At 68.3% G+C, this 15,825-nt stretch carries 14 protein-coding genes; 11 read left to right on the top strand and 3 right to left on the bottom strand.

Going from position 1 to position 15,825, the window contains the following annotated elements; all coding sequences use genetic code 11:
* Genes dapD through map form a run of 3 tightly spaced genes read right to left on the bottom strand, consistent with a single transcriptional unit; the run spans nt 1 to nt 4,456 of the window.
* Entirely contained in the window at nt 1-1,050 is a 1,050-nt protein-coding gene (gene dapD, locus C1927_RS07155) for a 2,3,4,5-tetrahydropyridine-2,6-dicarboxylate N-succinyltransferase (protein WP_079221262.1), read from the bottom strand.
* The gene (locus C1927_RS07150; protein ID WP_079221261.1) at nt 1,050-3,677 is read right to left on the bottom strand and encodes a [protein-PII] uridylyltransferase; all 2,628 of its coding nucleotides are present in this window, start codon (nt 3,675-3,677) and stop codon (nt 1,050-1,052) included. The genes dapD and C1927_RS07150 overlap by 1 nt, the downstream gene beginning before the upstream one ends.
* A gap of 2 nt (nt 3,678-3,679) precedes the next feature.
* Nucleotides 3,680-4,456, bottom strand: a complete 777-nt coding sequence (map, locus tag C1927_RS07145) for a type I methionyl aminopeptidase (protein WP_108747792.1) — start codon at nt 4,454-4,456, stop codon at nt 3,680-3,682.
* A 239-nt stretch (nt 4,457-4,695) separates the two neighbouring features.
* Here map and C1927_RS07140 point away from each other — a divergent pair, with 239 nt between their 5' ends.
* From C1927_RS07140 to frr, 11 genes are all read left to right on the top strand, one after another.
* Nucleotides 4,696-5,223 carry a spore coat U domain-containing protein gene (locus tag C1927_RS07140; protein ID WP_108746297.1) on the top strand — a complete coding sequence of 176 codons (528 nt, stop codon included), beginning with the start codon at nt 4,696-4,698 and terminating at the stop codon, nt 5,221-5,223.
* Between the two features lie 10 nt (nt 5,224-5,233).
* Nucleotides 5,234-5,968, top strand: a complete 735-nt coding sequence (locus tag C1927_RS07135) for a molecular chaperone (protein WP_108747790.1) — start codon at nt 5,234-5,236, stop codon at nt 5,966-5,968.
* Nucleotides 5,969-5,996: 28 nt separating this feature from the next.
* The gene (locus C1927_RS07130) at nt 5,997-8,342 is read left to right on the top strand and encodes a fimbria/pilus outer membrane usher protein (RefSeq protein WP_108747791.1); all 2,346 of its coding nucleotides are present in this window, start codon (nt 5,997-5,999) and stop codon (nt 8,340-8,342) included.
* Complete coding sequence (locus tag C1927_RS07125; protein WP_254051546.1) at nt 8,339-9,358, top strand: spore coat U domain-containing protein; 1,020 nt, start codon at nt 8,339-8,341, stop codon at nt 9,356-9,358. The genes C1927_RS07130 and C1927_RS07125 overlap by 4 nt, the downstream gene beginning before the upstream one ends.
* 67 nt (nt 9,359-9,425) lie before the next feature.
* Nucleotides 9,426-9,701: a hypothetical protein gene (locus tag C1927_RS07120; protein ID WP_159095318.1), complete on the top strand. Its 276-nt coding sequence runs from the start codon at nt 9,426-9,428 to the stop codon at nt 9,699-9,701.
* The gene (locus C1927_RS07115; RefSeq protein ID WP_254051545.1) at nt 9,701-10,417 is read left to right on the top strand and encodes a fimbria/pilus periplasmic chaperone; all 717 of its coding nucleotides are present in this window, start codon (nt 9,701-9,703) and stop codon (nt 10,415-10,417) included. The genes C1927_RS07120 and C1927_RS07115 overlap by 1 nt, the downstream gene beginning before the upstream one ends.
* A gap of 219 nt (nt 10,418-10,636) precedes the next feature.
* Nucleotides 10,637-11,443, top strand: a complete 807-nt coding sequence (gene rpsB, locus C1927_RS07110) for a 30S ribosomal protein S2 (RefSeq protein ID WP_079221259.1) — start codon at nt 10,637-10,639, stop codon at nt 11,441-11,443.
* Nucleotides 11,444-11,569: 126 nt separating this feature from the next.
* A complete protein-coding gene (tsf, locus tag C1927_RS07105; protein WP_079221258.1) occupies nt 11,570-12,445 on the top strand; it encodes a translation elongation factor Ts in 876 nt (291 codons plus the stop codon).
* Between the two features lie 336 nt (nt 12,446-12,781).
* The gene (locus C1927_RS07100; RefSeq protein ID WP_079221257.1) at nt 12,782-14,320 is read left to right on the top strand and encodes a GGDEF domain-containing protein; all 1,539 of its coding nucleotides are present in this window, start codon (nt 12,782-12,784) and stop codon (nt 14,318-14,320) included.
* A 119-nt stretch (nt 14,321-14,439) separates the two neighbouring features.
* Complete coding sequence (gene pyrH, locus C1927_RS07095; protein ID WP_079221256.1) at nt 14,440-15,168, top strand: UMP kinase; 729 nt, start codon at nt 14,440-14,442, stop codon at nt 15,166-15,168.
* Between the two features lie 97 nt (nt 15,169-15,265).
* Nucleotides 15,266-15,820: a ribosome recycling factor gene (gene frr, locus C1927_RS07090; RefSeq protein WP_079221255.1), complete on the top strand. Its 555-nt coding sequence runs from the start codon at nt 15,266-15,268 to the stop codon at nt 15,818-15,820.
* Nucleotides 15,821-15,825: the final 5 nt, after the last annotated feature.

Genomic DNA, 15,825 nt, shown 5'->3' with positions numbered 1-15,825 from the left:
TCAGTCGGCCAGGCCGCGCAGCAGGTCGTTGACGCTGGTCTTGCTGCGGGTCTTCGCATCGACCTGCTTGACGATCACCGCGCAGTACAGCGAATGGGTGCCGTCCTTGCTCGGCAGCGAGCCGGACACCACCACGCTGTACGGCGGGATGTAGCCGTAGGTGATCTCGCCGGTGGCGCGGTTGTAGATGCGGGTGCTCTGGCTGAGGAACACGCCCATGCCGATCACACTGTGGTGGCCGACGACCACGCCTTCCACCACTTCCGAACGCGCACCGATGAAGCAGTGGTCTTCGATGATGGTCGGGCTGGCCTGCAGCGGCTCGAGCACGCCGCCGATGCCGGCGCCGCCGGACAGGTGGCAGTGCTGGCCGATCTGCGCGCAGGAACCGACGGTGGCCCAGGTGTCGACCATGGTGCCTTCGCCCACGTAAGCGCCGATGTTGGTGAAGCTCGGCATCAGCACCACGTCCTTGCCGAAGTACGTGCCGCGGCGGGCGATCGCGCCCGGCACCACGCGCACGCCACCACGGCGGAACTTCGCTTCGTCATAGCCGGCAAAGCGCGATTCGACCTTGTCCCAGAACGGCGCCGGGCGCGCATCGACCACGGCCATGTCGTTGACGCGGAAATACAGCAGCACCGCTTTCTTCAGCCACTCGTTGACCTTCCAGCCACCGTGGCCATCCGGCTCGGCGACACGGAATTCACCGGTTTCCAGGCCATCGATCACGCGGTTGACCAGCGGCCGGGTGGAACCTTCCAGCTCATGCAGGGTCAGCGTGGCGCGGCGCTCGAAGGCGCTCTCGATGCCGAACTTCAGTTCTTCCACGCCCGGCACCGGCGGCTTGCGCAGCGACTTGCGGGCGATGGTTTCGGCGCGGGCGACTTCGGCGCTCTTGGCCGGGGCCTTCTTCGCGGCCGGCTTCTTCGCAACGGCAGCCTTCTTCACCGGCGCCTTGGCCGGGGCGGCCTTCTTCGGTGCAGCAGTCTTTTTCGCCGCTGCGCTCTTGGCGGTCGCAGCAGTCTTCTTCACAGGCTTGGTGGCCATCAGGTGGGGTCTCCGGCGTTTCGATCAGGGTCCAGGCAGGCCAGCATCGCGTCATGCAGCTGCTGCCGGGCGGGTTCGGTCAGGGGGAGGTCGTGTTCGTCACTGATCACGAAGGTGTCTTCGGCGCGTTCGCCGAACGTGGCAATGCGCGCGTCATGCACGCGCAGGCCCTGGTTGCGCAGCACGAACGCCACGTCGGCCAGCAGGCCGGGGCGGTCGGGCGCGACCAGGGCAAAACGGGTCGCGCCGGGCTCATCGCGGAACTCGATGCGCGGGGCGAAACGGAAGTGGCGCAGCTGCCGTGGCACCACCCGCCGCGACGGGCGCAGTCGGGTCAGGTCGCCACTCAGCGCTTCGCGCAACGCAGCTTCCAGGTTGGCACTGCTGCCATCGGCGAAGGTATCGGCCGGGCTCACTTCGAAGGTATCGAAAATGGTGTCGGACGGGCCGTCCAGCACGCGTGCGCGATGGATGCCGTAGCCCTTGCGGTCCAGGGTCATCACGATCGCCGCGAACAGGCCATCACGGTCCGGCGAGTGCACGAACACTTCCAGTGCCGGGTCGTCCACGCTGATCCGGCGCACCTTCACCAGGGTGTGGCCCTGCTTGATCGGCACCAGTGCCGAGGCCTGCCAGGCCAGCTGCTCCGGGCGCAGGCGCATGAACCCTTCGTCGGGCATCACCGCGAACTGGCGGTCGATGGTGGCATCGTCGTAGCCCTGCTCGCGCACCAGCGCGCGCACGCTGTCGCGCGCCTCGGCCACGCGCTCGGCGGGCGGCACCGGGTGTTCCAGGCCCTCGCGCAGCGCGCGCCGGGTGGCGAAGTACAGGTCGGCCAGCAGCCGGTCCTTCCACGCGTTCCACAGCTTGGGGCTGGTGCCGGCGATGTCGGCGCAGGTCAGCAGGTACAGGTAGTCGAGGCGATCACGGCTGCCGACCAGGGTGGCGAAGCGATGGATCACCACCGGATCGGCGATGTCCTGCTTCTGCGCGGTCACCGACATGCGCAGGTGCTGCTCCACCAGCCAGGCCACCAGCTCGGTATCGGTGCCGCTCAGTGCATGGGCGTGGCAGAACGCGCGCGCGTCCACCGCGCCCAGCTCGGAATGGTCGCCGCCGCGGCCCTTGGCGATGTCGTGGAACAGGCCCGCCAGCAGCAACAGCTCGGGCTTGCGCAGGCGCGGCCAGACTTCGTGGGCGATCGAGAAACGTTCATCGGCACGGCTGCTGGCGAACAGCCCGATGTTGCGCAGGACCATCAGCGTGTGCTGGTCGACCGTGTAGACATGGAACAGGTCGAACTGCATGCGCCCGCTGACCTGGGCGAAGGCGGGAATCCACTGCCCGAGCACGCCCAGCCGCGCCATGCGCGAAAGCGTGTCGACCGGGCGCTGGCCACGCAGCAGGGCCATGAACTGCTCGCGTGCATTGGCGTCGGCGCGGTCGTAGGCCGGCAGCAGCGGCAGCGCCTCGGCCAGCGCGCGTGCGGTGAGCGAATGCAGGCCACGCACCTGCGGGTTGTTGGCCCAGCCAGCGAACAGGGCGAAAACCTGGCCGACATCACCGCACGGCCACTCCGCATCGTTGGCGGCCAGGTAGCCACGGCGCAGCGAAAAGCCCACGGTGAGGGGTTCAGGCTGTGCCTCGCCGTCGAACTGTTCCTCGAAACGCTGCAGCAGGCGGTCGCTGATCCGGCGCACCACCAGGGCGGCGCGGTAGAACCCCTGCATCATCTTCTCGACGCCCAGGTTCTCGGCGTCGTCTTCGAAGCCCAGGCGCGCGGCCAGGGTCTTCTGGTAATCAAAGCGCAGGCGTTCTTCCGGGCGCCGCGCCACCAGGTGCAGGCCGAAACGCAGGCGTGCCAGCACCGCGCGCTCGCGCTTCAGCGCGGCCGCTTCATCGGCGCCCAGGTGGCCCAGCCCGACCAGTGCTTCCAGGTCACGCACGCCGAAGGCGCGCAGCGCCATCCAGCCCAGGGTGTTGAGATCGCGCAGGCCACCGGGGCCGTCCTTCAGGTCCGGCTCCAGGTTGTCGGCGGTATCGCCGAAGCGCTGGTGGCGGTTGCGCAGCTCTTCCAGCTTGGCCAGGAAGAACGTGCGCGCCGGCCACAGCTCGCGGTCATCGATGGCCCCGCGCAGCGCGCGCCGCGCGGCCTCGTCGGCCACGATCGGGCGCGCTTCGATCAGTGCGGTCAGCACGGTCTGGTCGGCGGCCGCCTCGCGGCACTGCGCCGCCGAACGCACGGCATGGCTGACCGCCAGGCCGCAGTCCCACAGCAGCGCGAACAGGCGCGAAAGCCCGGCTTCATGGGCCAGCTGCGCCGGCGCATCGCCGAACACCAGCAGGTCGATGTCCGAGCGCGGGAACAGTTCGCCACGCCCGTAGCCACCCACCGCGAACACCGACAGGCCGCTGCCGGCCGGCACGCAGCGCTGCCAGGCCAGCCGGATCAGGTGGTCGGCCGCGCGTGCGCGCAGCGCGATCAAGCGCTCGATGTTGTCGCCCTGGTCGAAGCGGCGGTACAGGCGCGCATCGGCCTGCTGCAGCGCCTGCCGTGCGGCAGACGCCCATTCGGGATCGTCGAGCGAATCGGCCGGCGCGTCCAGCAGTGAACCCGCCGGCAGCATCGTCAGGAGACCTGCGATTCGCCCGGCGACAGGGTCAGCACGTCCACGCCGGTCTCGGTGACCGCGATCATGTGCTCCCACTGCGCCGACAGCTTGCGGTCCTTGGTCACCACGGTCCAGCCATCCGGCAGCACCTTGTTGTAGCGGGTGCCCTCGTTGATCATCGGCTCGATGGTGAAGGTCATGCCCGGCTGCAGCACCAGGCCCTGGCCCGGGCGGCCGTAATGCACCACCTGCGGCTCATCGTGGTAGACCTTGCCGATGCCGTGGCCGCAGTACTCGCGCACCACGCTGAAACGCTCGCCTTCGGCATAGCTCTGGATGGCATGGCCGATGTCGCCCAGGGTGGCACCCGGACGCACCGCGCGGATGCCGCGCCACATGGCTTCGTAGGTGGCTTCCACCAGGCGGCGGGCCATCACCGACGGCGTGCCGACGAAGTACATGCGGCTGGTGTCGCCGTGCCAGCCGTCCTTGATGACGGTGACGTCGATGTTGATGATGTCGCCATCCTTGAGCACCTTCCCTTCGCTGGGGATGCCGTGGCAGATGACATTGTTGACCGAGGTGCACACGCTCTTGGGGAAGCCGCGGTAGCCGACGTTGGCCGGCGTGGCGCCCTGCACGTTCACGATGTGGTCGTGGCAGATGCGGTCCAGCTCCTCGGTGGTGACACCGGGCTTGACGTGGGGGGTGACGATGTCGAGCACTTCGCTGGCCAGGCGGCCGGCGATGCGCATCGCCTCGATTTCCTGCGGGGTTTTCAGATTCACGCTCATGGCACCCATTATCGCCGATCCGGCCACAATCTGAACGAACGCCACCCAACTGGGCGCATCGACGATGCACGGATCCGGCAAGGAGCCCGGAAACGTGACCCGCCCCACGCTTTGTCCGACGCAATTATCACTGAATACAGACACTTACCCGCCCTAGGCTGAACAGGACCGTCGTCAACGCGGTGCAGAACGTGCCGCTCCGACCTGTCCAACAGACCCTCGGGTCAGGGAGGCTGTACATGCGATCTGCACTGCGTTCCCCCATCACCTGGGCCGCGGCCCTGCTCCTGGCCGGCCCCGCATCGGCGGCCGACACCACGACATTCAATGTCCTGCTGACCATCAACAAGGCCTGCACCATCACCGCTGCCGCCGCGACCAACGTCAACTTCGGCAACGCAGACGCCAGTTCGACCACGCCGCTCAACGCCCAGGGCACGCTGACCGCCCAGTGCAGCGTGACCACCCCCTACACGATCGCGCTCAATGCCGGCCTCAACGCGGGGACCGCAGCCGACGTGACCACGCGGCGCATGCGCAATACCGATACCGGCGTGACCGCCAACAACTTCGTCGGCTACCAGCTGTACCAGGATGCTGGCCACAGCGTGGTCTGGGGCTCCACCACCGGCACCAACACCCAGGCAGGCACCGGCACGGGCGCCAACCAGGTCTACCAGGTCTACGGCCAGGTGGCCAACCCGAGCGTCAACAACGCCGCGCCGGGCGCCTACCAGGACACCATCACCGCCACGATCACCTATTGAGGTGGCGCTGATGGTGCTGCGTACCGACCGCTGGCTGCGAACGCTGGCGTGGATTGCTTTGGCCCTGCCCTTGAGCCCTTGCCTGGCCGCCAGCCTGCAGGTATCCCCGACCCAGTTCGAGCTGCGGCCGGAGCAGAAGGCCGAGGCCCTGTGGATCAGCAACAGCGGCACCGAAACGGTGCAGGTGCAGGTCCGCGTCTTCCAGTGGCAGCAGGCCGACGGCCGTGACCAGTTGACGCCCACGCAGGCGCTGCTGCCCAGCCCGCCGATGCAGGCCCTGGCTGCCGGCCAGCGCCAGCTGATCCGGCTTGTGCGGGCCGAAGAAGGCGCGCCCGCCACGCAGCAGGCATACCGCGTGATCGTCGATGAAATACCGGCGTATGACCCCACGCGGCAAGGCATGCAGTTCGTCCTGCGCTATTCGATACCCGTCGTGGTGCAGCCGGCCGGCAAGCCGCCCGAACCGCTGCTGTCCGCGCGGCTGGTGGAAGCCGGCGCCGCGCAGGCGCAGCTGGAGGTCAGCAACAGCGGCCAGGGGCAGGCCCAGATTGCCGATCTCGGCCTGGTCGTGCGCGGCCACAGGACACCGGTGATGGATGGGCTGGTGGGATACGTACTGCCCGGCCAGACCATGCGCTGGCCGCTGCAGCAGCCCCCTGCGCAACTGCAGGGCGGCACCTTCAGCGCGAGGATCAACGGTGGCTCGGAGCCGATTCCATTGCCCGCCACGCCGCCGGCTCGCTGAGGCCTGCGTGCTGGCCTGCTGCAGCGGCATGGCGTCGCTTTCAGGGCAGGCCCTGGCGCGCGAGGTGGGCGCCGAGGCGATGGACGTCGCTGCCGACGCGTTGCTGCCGCCCCCGACACCACTGACCGCCAGCCAGGCGCTGTACCTGGAGACCACCTTGAACCAGGCCCCGCGCGGGCTGCTGCGTTTCGATGAACTGGGCGGACGGTTGCAGGCCCCCGCCGCGACCCTGCGCCAGCTCGGCTTCCCCGTGCAGGGCGACAGCCCGGTCTACCTGGACCAGCTCGCCGGCGTGGTCGTGCACTACGACGCCGGCCTGCAGATCCTGGACCTGCAGGTTCCGCTGCAGCTGCTGCAGCTGCCCACCGCCCAGCTGGGGCGCAGCGCGCAGGGCACCCCGGCCGCGCAGTCCTCTCCGGGCATGGCGTTGAACTACGACCTGTATGCCAGCCACAGCGACGGGCTGGGCAACCTGAGCCTCAATACCGATCTGCGCCTGTTCGGCGTCGGCCGCGGCAGCCTGCGCAGCACCGGCCTGATGCGCACCTACCAGCTGCCCGGCGAAGGCTGGCAGCACCAGTCGGTGCGGCTGGACACAAGCTGGCGCCTGGACCTTCCCGACCAGGCACTCAGCCTGACCGTGGGCGATTTCTACAGCGGATTCCTGGAATGGTCGCGTCCTGCGCGCATGGCCGGCATCCAGATCGGGCGCAATTACGGGCTGCAGCCGTACCGGGTGCTCACCCCCACCCCGTCGTTCCTCGGCGAAGCTGTCGTCCCATCCAACGTCGAGCTGTATGTCGATGGCCTGCGCCAGTACGGCGGCCAGGTTCCCGTGGGGCCGTTCCAGCTGGCCACGCAGCCGGGCATCAGCGGCACCGGCACCGCGCAGGTGGTGGTCACCGATGCCTTCGGCCGCATGCAGACCCTGGACTTTTCGTTCTACGGCACGCAGCAGCTGCTGGCCGCCGGCCTGTCCGACTGGTCCGCTGGCATCGGCCGGCTGCGGCGTGATTTCGGCATCCACTCGTTCCGCTACGACAGCGACACGGTCGCCAGCGCCACCCTGCGCCGCGGCATCAGCAACCAGTTCACCCTCGAAGCACATGCCGAAGGCGGTGGCGGTGTCCTCAATGCAGGCCTGGGCGGTGCATGGCTGCTGGGCAGGGCCGGCGTTCTGAGTGCGAACTGGAGCGAGAGCCGGGATGACCAGCGCCGGGGCCGGCAGTACGGGATGGGCTACAACTGGAACAACCGCCGGTTCAACGTGAACCTGGCCAGCCGCCGCACATCCGGCGACTACCGCGACCTGGGCAGCCTGCAGGACAGCCTGCCGCCGCGCATCAGCGAGCAGGCCAGCTTCGGCGTGGACCTGCAGCGGCTGGGCACGGTGAGCCTGAGCTACCTGCGGCTTGACCAGGCCGTGCCGGTGCTGGATGCACCGCAACCGGCGCCCGGCCCCGGCCTGCCCTATACCCGCACCCGCTACCTGAGCCTGTTCTGGTCGCGCAGCTTCGGCCGCTGGAATGCCTACCTGTCGGCCACCCAGGACATCGACCAGCGGCAGAACCGCAGCATCTACCTGTCGCTGGGCACCCGCCTGGGCGAGGACAGGCAGGCCACCCTCGCGGTGCAGCGCAATGGCGACGTCGATCGCGCCAGCGCCGAAGTGATGCGGCCGGTACCCGGCGATGGCAGCCGCAGCGGCCCGGGCTGGCGCCTGCAGGCCCGCGATGACGGCGGCCTGGCGGAAATCGGCGCGCTGGGCAGCCACGGTCGCTACTCGGCCGGGCTTTCCCGCGATGCAGGCCAGACCTTCGCCTACGGCAACGCCAGCGGCAGCCTGGTGTGGATGGCGGGCAGCGTATTTGCCGCCCGCGAAGTACCCGATGCATTCGCGGTGGTGTCCACCGGTCGCCCCGGCATTCCGGTGATGCTGGAAAACCGCCCGGTTGGCGTGACCAACCGGAACGGGCTGCTGCTGGTCACGCCACTGCTGTCCTGGCAGCGCAACCGGCTGGGCATCGATACCCTCGACCTTCCTGCCGACATGCGCGCCGAGCGTGTCGAGACCTTCGCCACGCCGCGCCAGGGCGCTGGCATGCGGGTGGATTTCAAACTGGTACACAGCCGCGGCGCACTGCTGACCCTGCTCGACGAAGCAGGCCAGCCGCTGCCGCTGGGCGCGCGGATCAGCGGTACGGGCGTGACCCCGACGGTGGTCGGCCACGATGGCCAGGCCTGGGTCGAGTTCAGCGGCGAGCCGCCACGGCTGCTGATCGAAAGCGAGCGCGGGCGCTGCCATGCGCAGATGCCGGCCAGCACCTCGCGCCGCTCGCCGCCGCTGCGCTGCCTGCCGGAGCCTGCGCCGTGAACCGGGTGCTGCTGCTGTTGCTGTTGTGCGGGCTGGCCATGCTGGCACTGCCCGCGCGTGCGGCCACCACCTGCACGCTGTCCAGCCCGACGCTGGCCTTCGGCGCCGTCTCCAATGGGCTGGTCGATACCAGCACGACCTTCAGCGTGACGTGCACCACCGGCGCGGTCGCATTGCTCGCCAACGCGCGGGTGACGTTCTGCCTGGGGCTGCCCGCCGGCACCGGTGGAACCAGCATCGCCCCTTGGCGCACCCTGGCCAACAGCTTTGGTGACCGGTTGAACTACCAGATCTACAGCGACCCCTCGCGAACCATCGCGATCGGCAGCGGCGCGGCGACCAGCCCGACATGGGTGAGCTGGCAGATGCAGTATCCGGTGCCACTGCTGGGCGGCTCGGGCACCGCATCATTCACGCTGTACGGGCGCTACCCGGCCAACCAGGTGCTGTCATCAGGCGCGTTCACCAGCGCCCTGGCCGCGACCTTCCAGTACGCGTACAACGAGCCGCTGCTGGGTACGCCCAACTACCCCGCGACCTGCCTGCTGCAGCCTCCGGCGGCCACCGGCAATTCAAACCTGCAGGCGGCGGCGATGACCCTCACCGCCACGGCGACGGTCAACCCGGCGTGCGGGGCCTATGTCACCGCGCCGATGGATTTCGGCGTGAACACCGGCACGGTCGCCACCAACATCGACCGCACGGCCATCTTCAGCCTGACCTGCGTCAACCGCAGCCCGTTCCAGATCGGGCTGGACAACGGCACCCACGCCGATGGCGCCGGCAACCGGCGAATGCGGGTCGGCAGCAGCGGCGCCCTGCTGCCCTACGAGCTGTACCGCGACCCGGCGCGCACCCAGCGCTGGGGCAATGTGCTGAATACCTCCACGGCCAGCGGCACCGGCACCGGCGCCGCGCAGAACCTGACCATCTATGGCCGGGTGCCCCCCGCGCCAGGCACCGCGACGCCGCCAGGCAGCTACTCGGACACCATCACGGTCACCATCACCTACTGAGGCGGTGCGGCAGGCTTCAGACCGGGGCAGTGCCGCCGATATCGACTGCATTGCCCTGGTGCCGCCCATGTCCTCCCTGCGCCTGATCTGCCTGGCCTGTGCCGCCCTGCCCGTTTTTGCCGCGGCAGCCAGCGACATTCCCCTGCCCGACGCTGCGGCGGCTGAACCCGCTCCCGCGCAGGCCGGTGTCGGGGTGACCCTGCAGATCCGCGCACCCGGCACGGCGCAGGCACCGCTGCAGCGCAGCGACTCGGCCGGGGGCCGTGCCGAGCAGATCCGGGCCCTCAGCCCACCCGCACAGGAAGGCGATGCGGCGCTTGGCCTCGTGACGATTACCTACTGATGGGGCAGGTCGTGCTGCGGGCGCTGCTGTGCGGGCTGCTGGCCGCCCCTGCCCATGCCCTGGAACTGTCGCGCAGCGGCGTTGAAATCCCGGCCGGAACCAGCCACGACGCGCTGTGGGTGACCAACGACGAGGCCACCGAATGGACCGGCCACGCCACCGTCTACCGCTGGAACCAGCCTGGCCAGGGGGACACCCTGGACCCGGCGGATGATCTTGCGGTCAGCCCCGCGCGGCTGCACATCCTGCCTGGCCAGCGGCAACGGCTGCGGATCGTGCGGCTGGGGCCGGCACCTGAACGGGACGAACGTGCGTACCGGCTGCTGATCGCGCCCCAGCCGGGAACCGCCCCCGGCCGCGCCGAGCGCCATTCGCTGCCGGTCTTCCTGCAGCCGGCGGCATCGGCGCGCCCGCTGCCTCTGCAGGCCGCCCTGCTGGCAGGGTCCGGGCAACCGCCGCGGCTGTGGCTCTACAATGGCGGCACCCTGCACGCGCGCCTGGCCGACCTGACGTTCATCGACGCCCAGGGGCACAGCGCCCCCGTGCTGCCGGGGCTGGCCGGCTACGTGCTGGCCGGCAGCGGGCGCAGCTGGCCGCTGCCGCCCCGCGACGGGGGCTATGCCGGCGGCGGATTCCGCGCCCGACTGGCCGATGGCAGCGAAGCCGTGCTCACGCCCGCCCCTGCCATTGCACCGCCGGCACTCTCCGGACTATAATCCGCCGGATGTTCTGCCGCCCCGTGCGCGGAACGCCGTCCACGCCGTACGTCATCGGCGAATCCACACCTGCTGCCCCCATCCGTGCCGGGGTGCTCCGCAAGGAGTTCGGCCACGGAGGCAACAGGGAAGCCCAACCCCGGAACCATCAGCGCTTCCACGCGTCCCGCATACCTATCCCGCGGGCGGAATCGCCGGTTCCCCATCAGGAGTTTTGCAATGCCCCAGGTCACCATGCGTCAGATGCTGGAAGCCGGCGTCCACTTCGGCCACCAGACCCGCTACTGGAACCCCAAGATGGCTCCGTACATCTTCGGCGCCCGCGGCAAGATCCACATCATCAACCTGGAAAAGACCGTCCCGCTGTTCAACGACGCGATGAACTTCATCTCGTCGGTTGCCCAGAAGCGCGGCACCGTCCTGTTCCTGGGCACCAAGCGCAGCGCCCGCGAAACCATCCGTGAAGAAGCCGAGCGTTGCGGCATGCCGTTCATGAACCAGCGTTGGCTGGGCGGCACCCTGACCAACTTCCGTACCGTCAAGCAGTCGGTTGCCCGCCTGAAGGAACTGGAAGCCGGTGAAACCGACGGCACCTTCGAGAAGCTGGTCAAGCACGAAGTGCTGGGCCTGCGTCGCGAGCGCGACAAGCTGGAAGCCTCGCTGGGCGGCATCAAGGACATGAACCGCCTGCCGGACGCCATCTTCGTGATCGACATCGGCCACGAAGACATCGCGATCAAGGAAGCCAAGAAGCTGGGCATCCCGGTCATCGCCGTGGTCGACACCAACTACAACCCGGAACTGGTCGACTACGCGATCCCGGGCAACGACGACGCCATCCGCGCTGTGCAGCTGTACGCCCGCGCCGCTGCCGACGCCGTGCTGGAAGGCAAGGCTGCCGCTCCGCACGCTGCTTCGGTGCGTGAAGAAGACTTCGCCGACGCCGCTGCTGCTGAAGAAGGCAAGCCGGCTCGCCGCGCACCGGCCAAGAAGGCCGCTGCTGACAAGGGCGAAGCCCAGGCCTGATCCAGGCCCCCGGTGGGCGCCCAGCGCCCACCTGTCCTGACCGCTGCCAATGGCGCGGCGACCGGACACTGTCACACGGGCCGGCCAACATGCCGGCCCTACCCCTTTCTTTCGTGAGGTAATCCCGTGGAAATCACTGCTTCCCTGGTCAAGGAACTGCGCGAGCGCACTGGCGCCGGCATGATGGAATGCAAGAAGGCGCTGACCGAAGCCGGCGGCGACATCAACGCCGCTGCTGAAGCCCTGCGCAAGTCGGGCGCCGCCAAGGCCGACAAGAAGGCTGACCGCGTGGCCGCCGAAGGCCGTCTGGGCCTGGCCCAGGACGGCGGCAAGGCCGTGCTGGTCGAGATCAACTCGGAAACCGACTTCGTTGCCAACGACGTCAACTTCAAGAACTTCGTCGATTCCGTCGCCGCTGCCGCCCTGGCATCGGGCGCCGTTGACGCCGAAGCCCTGAAGACCGCCAAGCTGGCCTCCGGCGAGACCGTCGAAGAAGCCCGCGCCACCGCGATCCAGAAGCTGGGTGAAAACATCCAGATCCGTCGCCTGGTCAAGGTCGACACCACCGGCAACGTCGGTGCCTACGTCCACACCAACGGCAAGGTCGGCGTGCTGGTTGACCTGATCGGCGGCGACGTCGAACTGGCCCGCGGCCTGGCCATGCACGTGGCTGCGCTGAAGCCGCCGCACAACAAGGCTGCCGACGTGCCGGCCGAGTTCGTGGAAAAGGAAAAGGAAATCGAACTGGCCAAGATGTCCGAGAAGGACAAGTCCAAGCCGGCCGACATCCTGGAAAAGATCATCAGCGGCAAGATCAACAAGATCGTCAGCGAAGTGACCCTGTACGGCCAGACCTACGTGCTGGGCGACACCACCGTCGAGCAGGTGGTCAAGGCCGCCGGCGCCGACGTGGCCGGCTTCCAGCTGCTGGTCGTTGGCGAAGGCATCGAGAAGGTGGTTGAAGACTACGCCGCCGAAGTTGCCAAGGCGATGCAGGTCTGATTCCAGCCCACCGGCTGCGAAACGACCAGAAGGAGCCGCGGGAAACCGCGGCTCTTTTTTTGTGCCTACAGGTGCGCACCGTTGGTGCACCCACCCTCTCCCCCCGGTGGGTGCGCACCACTTCCCCCCGTGGGTGCGCACCGTTGGTGCGCACACCTTCTCCCCCTGTGGGTGCGTACCGTTGGTGCGCACATCCCAAACAAGGATCTTTGCGTTATCGCCCATTCAAGCCGATACTCGGCATAGGGGAATACGCAATCACATAACAGGAACAGAAGTCGCAGACTGTGATGCATTCCTAGGTATTCTTGTCCTAATGGAATTGAACGATCCGACATGCCTCCTGAGCTGACTGCTGCCCTGGCGTTGTGCCGCAACCTGCCCTCGCCCCCCGGTATTGCCCTGCGCATCATCGAACTGGCCCAGGACCCGGAAGCGGACATCGCCACCGCCGCCGACATCATCGCCATCGACATGGCGCTGAGCGCTCGCATGCTGCGCATCGCCAATTCGCCGCTGTACGCCAGCCGGCGCCGCATCGAGAACCTCGGCCAGGCCCTGACCATGCTCGGGCTCAACGCCACGATCAGCCTCGCCCTGGGCTTCACCGTGACCCAGGGCCTGACCGGTGGCAGCGGCGCCGACCACGACCTGCGCCAGCGCGCCTGGAAGCGCAGCATCCTCAGCGCCCTGGCCGCCAGCCAGCTGGGCCAGGCCCGCGGCCTGCGCCGGCTGGAAGAACTGATGCTGGCCGGCCTGCTGCAGGACATGGGCGTGCTGTGCCTGGCCCAGGCCGAATCGGAGCGTTACCTGCCGCTGCTGCGCGAAGCCGGTGACAACCTGGACCTGATCGCCCGCGAGCGCGAGGAACTGGGCTGCACCCACGCCGACGTCGGCGCCTGGGTGGCCGAACAGTGGGGCCTGCCGCGCTACCTGGTGGACAGCATCCGCCTGAGCGAGTCCGAGCCTGCCACCGACAATGCGTTCCAGGCCTGCGTGCAGCTGTCCGGCGCGGTCGCCGACATCTGGCTGGACGCGGATGCCGACGCCGCCCGCGAACGCGCCCTGCACGAGGTCCACGAGCGCCTGCAGCTGGACAGCGCCCGCTTCGACCAGGTGCTCGCCCGCATCAGCGACGCGCTGCCGGACATCGCCAGCCTGTTCGAGACCGGCCTGAGCTCGCCGTCGCGCGTGCGCGAGCTGATCGACCACGCACAGGAGCTGACCACGCTGCGCAACCTGCGTGAGATGCAGGATGCCGAACAGGCGCGCCGCCGTGCCGACGAATTCGAGGCACGGGCCAAGCGCCTGGCCGACCAGGCCCACCGCGACGCCCTGACCGGCGTGCTCAACCGCCGCCAGCTGGAAACCGTGCTCGACCAGGAGTTCCAGCGCGCCGGCCGGCATGGCTGGCCGCTGTCGGTGGCCTTCATCGACCTGGACGATTTCAAGAAGATCAACGACGCCCACGGCCACCTGACCGGCGACGAAGTGCTGCGCGTGTTCGCCAACAAGCTGCAGGGCCAGCTGCGCAACAGCGACACCGTCGCCCGCTTCGGCGGCGAGGAGTTCGTGGCGCTGCTGCCCAACACCAGCGAAGCGGTCGCCCTGGACGTGATCCGCCGGGTGCTGGCCAACATCGTCTCCACCCCGATGGTCGAACTGGAGAGCGGGCCACTGTTTGTGACGTTCTCCGCCGGCGTAGCCACCCAGGGCGGTTACGAGCGCTTTGCGGGCGTGCAGGACCTGCTGCGCGCCGCCGATGACGTGCTGTACCGCTCCAAGAACCTGGGCCGTAACCGTGTCATCGCACGCTCTCCCGGCGAACTGGGGCATGATGAGCTGTCTGCCACGGCGGGCGCCGAACTGGGCTGAACCCGCCGCCCCGGCTGAACGGGGCGGTGAAGCTTTCTGCGCCGCAGTGCACAAAATGCTTTGGCCGCGCGCCGCATGCGCGTAGAATCCCCCGCGATTTCCACGCTCACGAGGTCCATATGTCCAAGCTCGCCTATCGCCGCATCCTTCTGAAACTGTCCGGGGAGGCGCTGATGGGAGATGAGGACTACGGCATCGACCCGAAGATCATCAACCGCCTGGCCCGTGAAGTGATCGAGGCCCAGCAGGCGGGCGCCGAAGTGGCGCTGGTGATCGGCGGCGGCAACATCTTCCGCGGCGCCGGCCTGGCCGCAGGCGGCATGGATCGCGTCACCGGCGACCAGATGGGCATGCTGGCCACGGTCATCAACGCCCTGGCCATGCAGGACGCGCTGGAGAAGCTGGGCGCCAAGGCCCGCGTGATGAGCGCCATCAAGATCAACGACGTGTGCGAGGACTACATCCGCCGCCGCGCCATCCGCCACCTGGAAAAGGGCCGTCTGGTGATCTTCGCCGCCGGCGTCGGCAGCCCGTTCTTCACCACCGACTCGGGCGCGGCCCTGCGTGCGATCGAGATCGGCGCGGACCTGCTGCTGAAGGCCACCAAGGTCGATGGCGTGTACGACAAGGACCCGAACAAGCACAGCGATGCGGTCCGCTTCGACAGCCTGAGCTACGACGAAGTGATCCGCCGCGGCCTGGAAGTGATGGATACGGCCGCCTTCGCGCTGGCCCGCGACAGCGACCTGCCGATGCGCGTGTTCGACATGGGCCAGCCGGGCGAGCTGCTGAAGATCCTCGGCGGCGCCAACATCGGCACCCTGGTCCAGGGCCGCGACCCGGCCTGAGCCTGAGCGCCAGACGTGCTCCGGGCCGATTCAGGCCCGGCAGCGTCCCGTATTCGCCTATAATCGCCCGATTCCAGTTACATCCAGGACCCGGGCGATGCTCAACGACATCAAGAACAACGCGCAGACGCGCATGGCCAAGAGCATCGACGCTCTGAAGCACACCCTCACCTCGATCCGCACCGGGCGTGCCACTCCCGCCCTGCTGGACCGCGTTACGGTCAATGCCTACGGCAACGCCAGCACCCCGCTGAACCAGGTCGCGTCGATCTCCAACGCCGATGCCCACTCGCTGCTGGTCACGCCCTTCGACAAGAGCATGATCAAGGAAATCGAGAAGGGCCTGTACAACCACGAGTTCACCCCGAACACGCTGGGCGCCGCCATCCGCATCAACATGCCGCCGCCGACCGAAGAGCGCCGCAAGGAACTGGCCAAGCAGGTGCAGAAGGAAGGCGAAGGCGCCAAGATCGCCGTGCGCAACATCCGCCAGGATGCCAACAAGGAAATCGCCAAGCTGGTCAAGGACAAGGCCATCAGCGAAGACGAGAAGAAGCGCGGCGAAGACGACATCCAGAAGCTGACTGACACCAGCATCAAGGACGTCGACAAAGTCGTCGCCGACAAGGAAAAGGAACTGTTGTCGGTCTGAAGTCG

The sequence above is a fragment of the Stenotrophomonas sp. ZAC14D1_NAIMI4_1 genome, assembly GCF_003086775.1.
In the GTDB taxonomy this organism is placed as follows: Bacteria; Pseudomonadota; Gammaproteobacteria; order Xanthomonadales; family Xanthomonadaceae; genus Stenotrophomonas.
The sequence above is the reverse complement of the archived record's forward strand: the minus strand, read 5'-3'. Positions and strand labels throughout refer to the sequence as shown.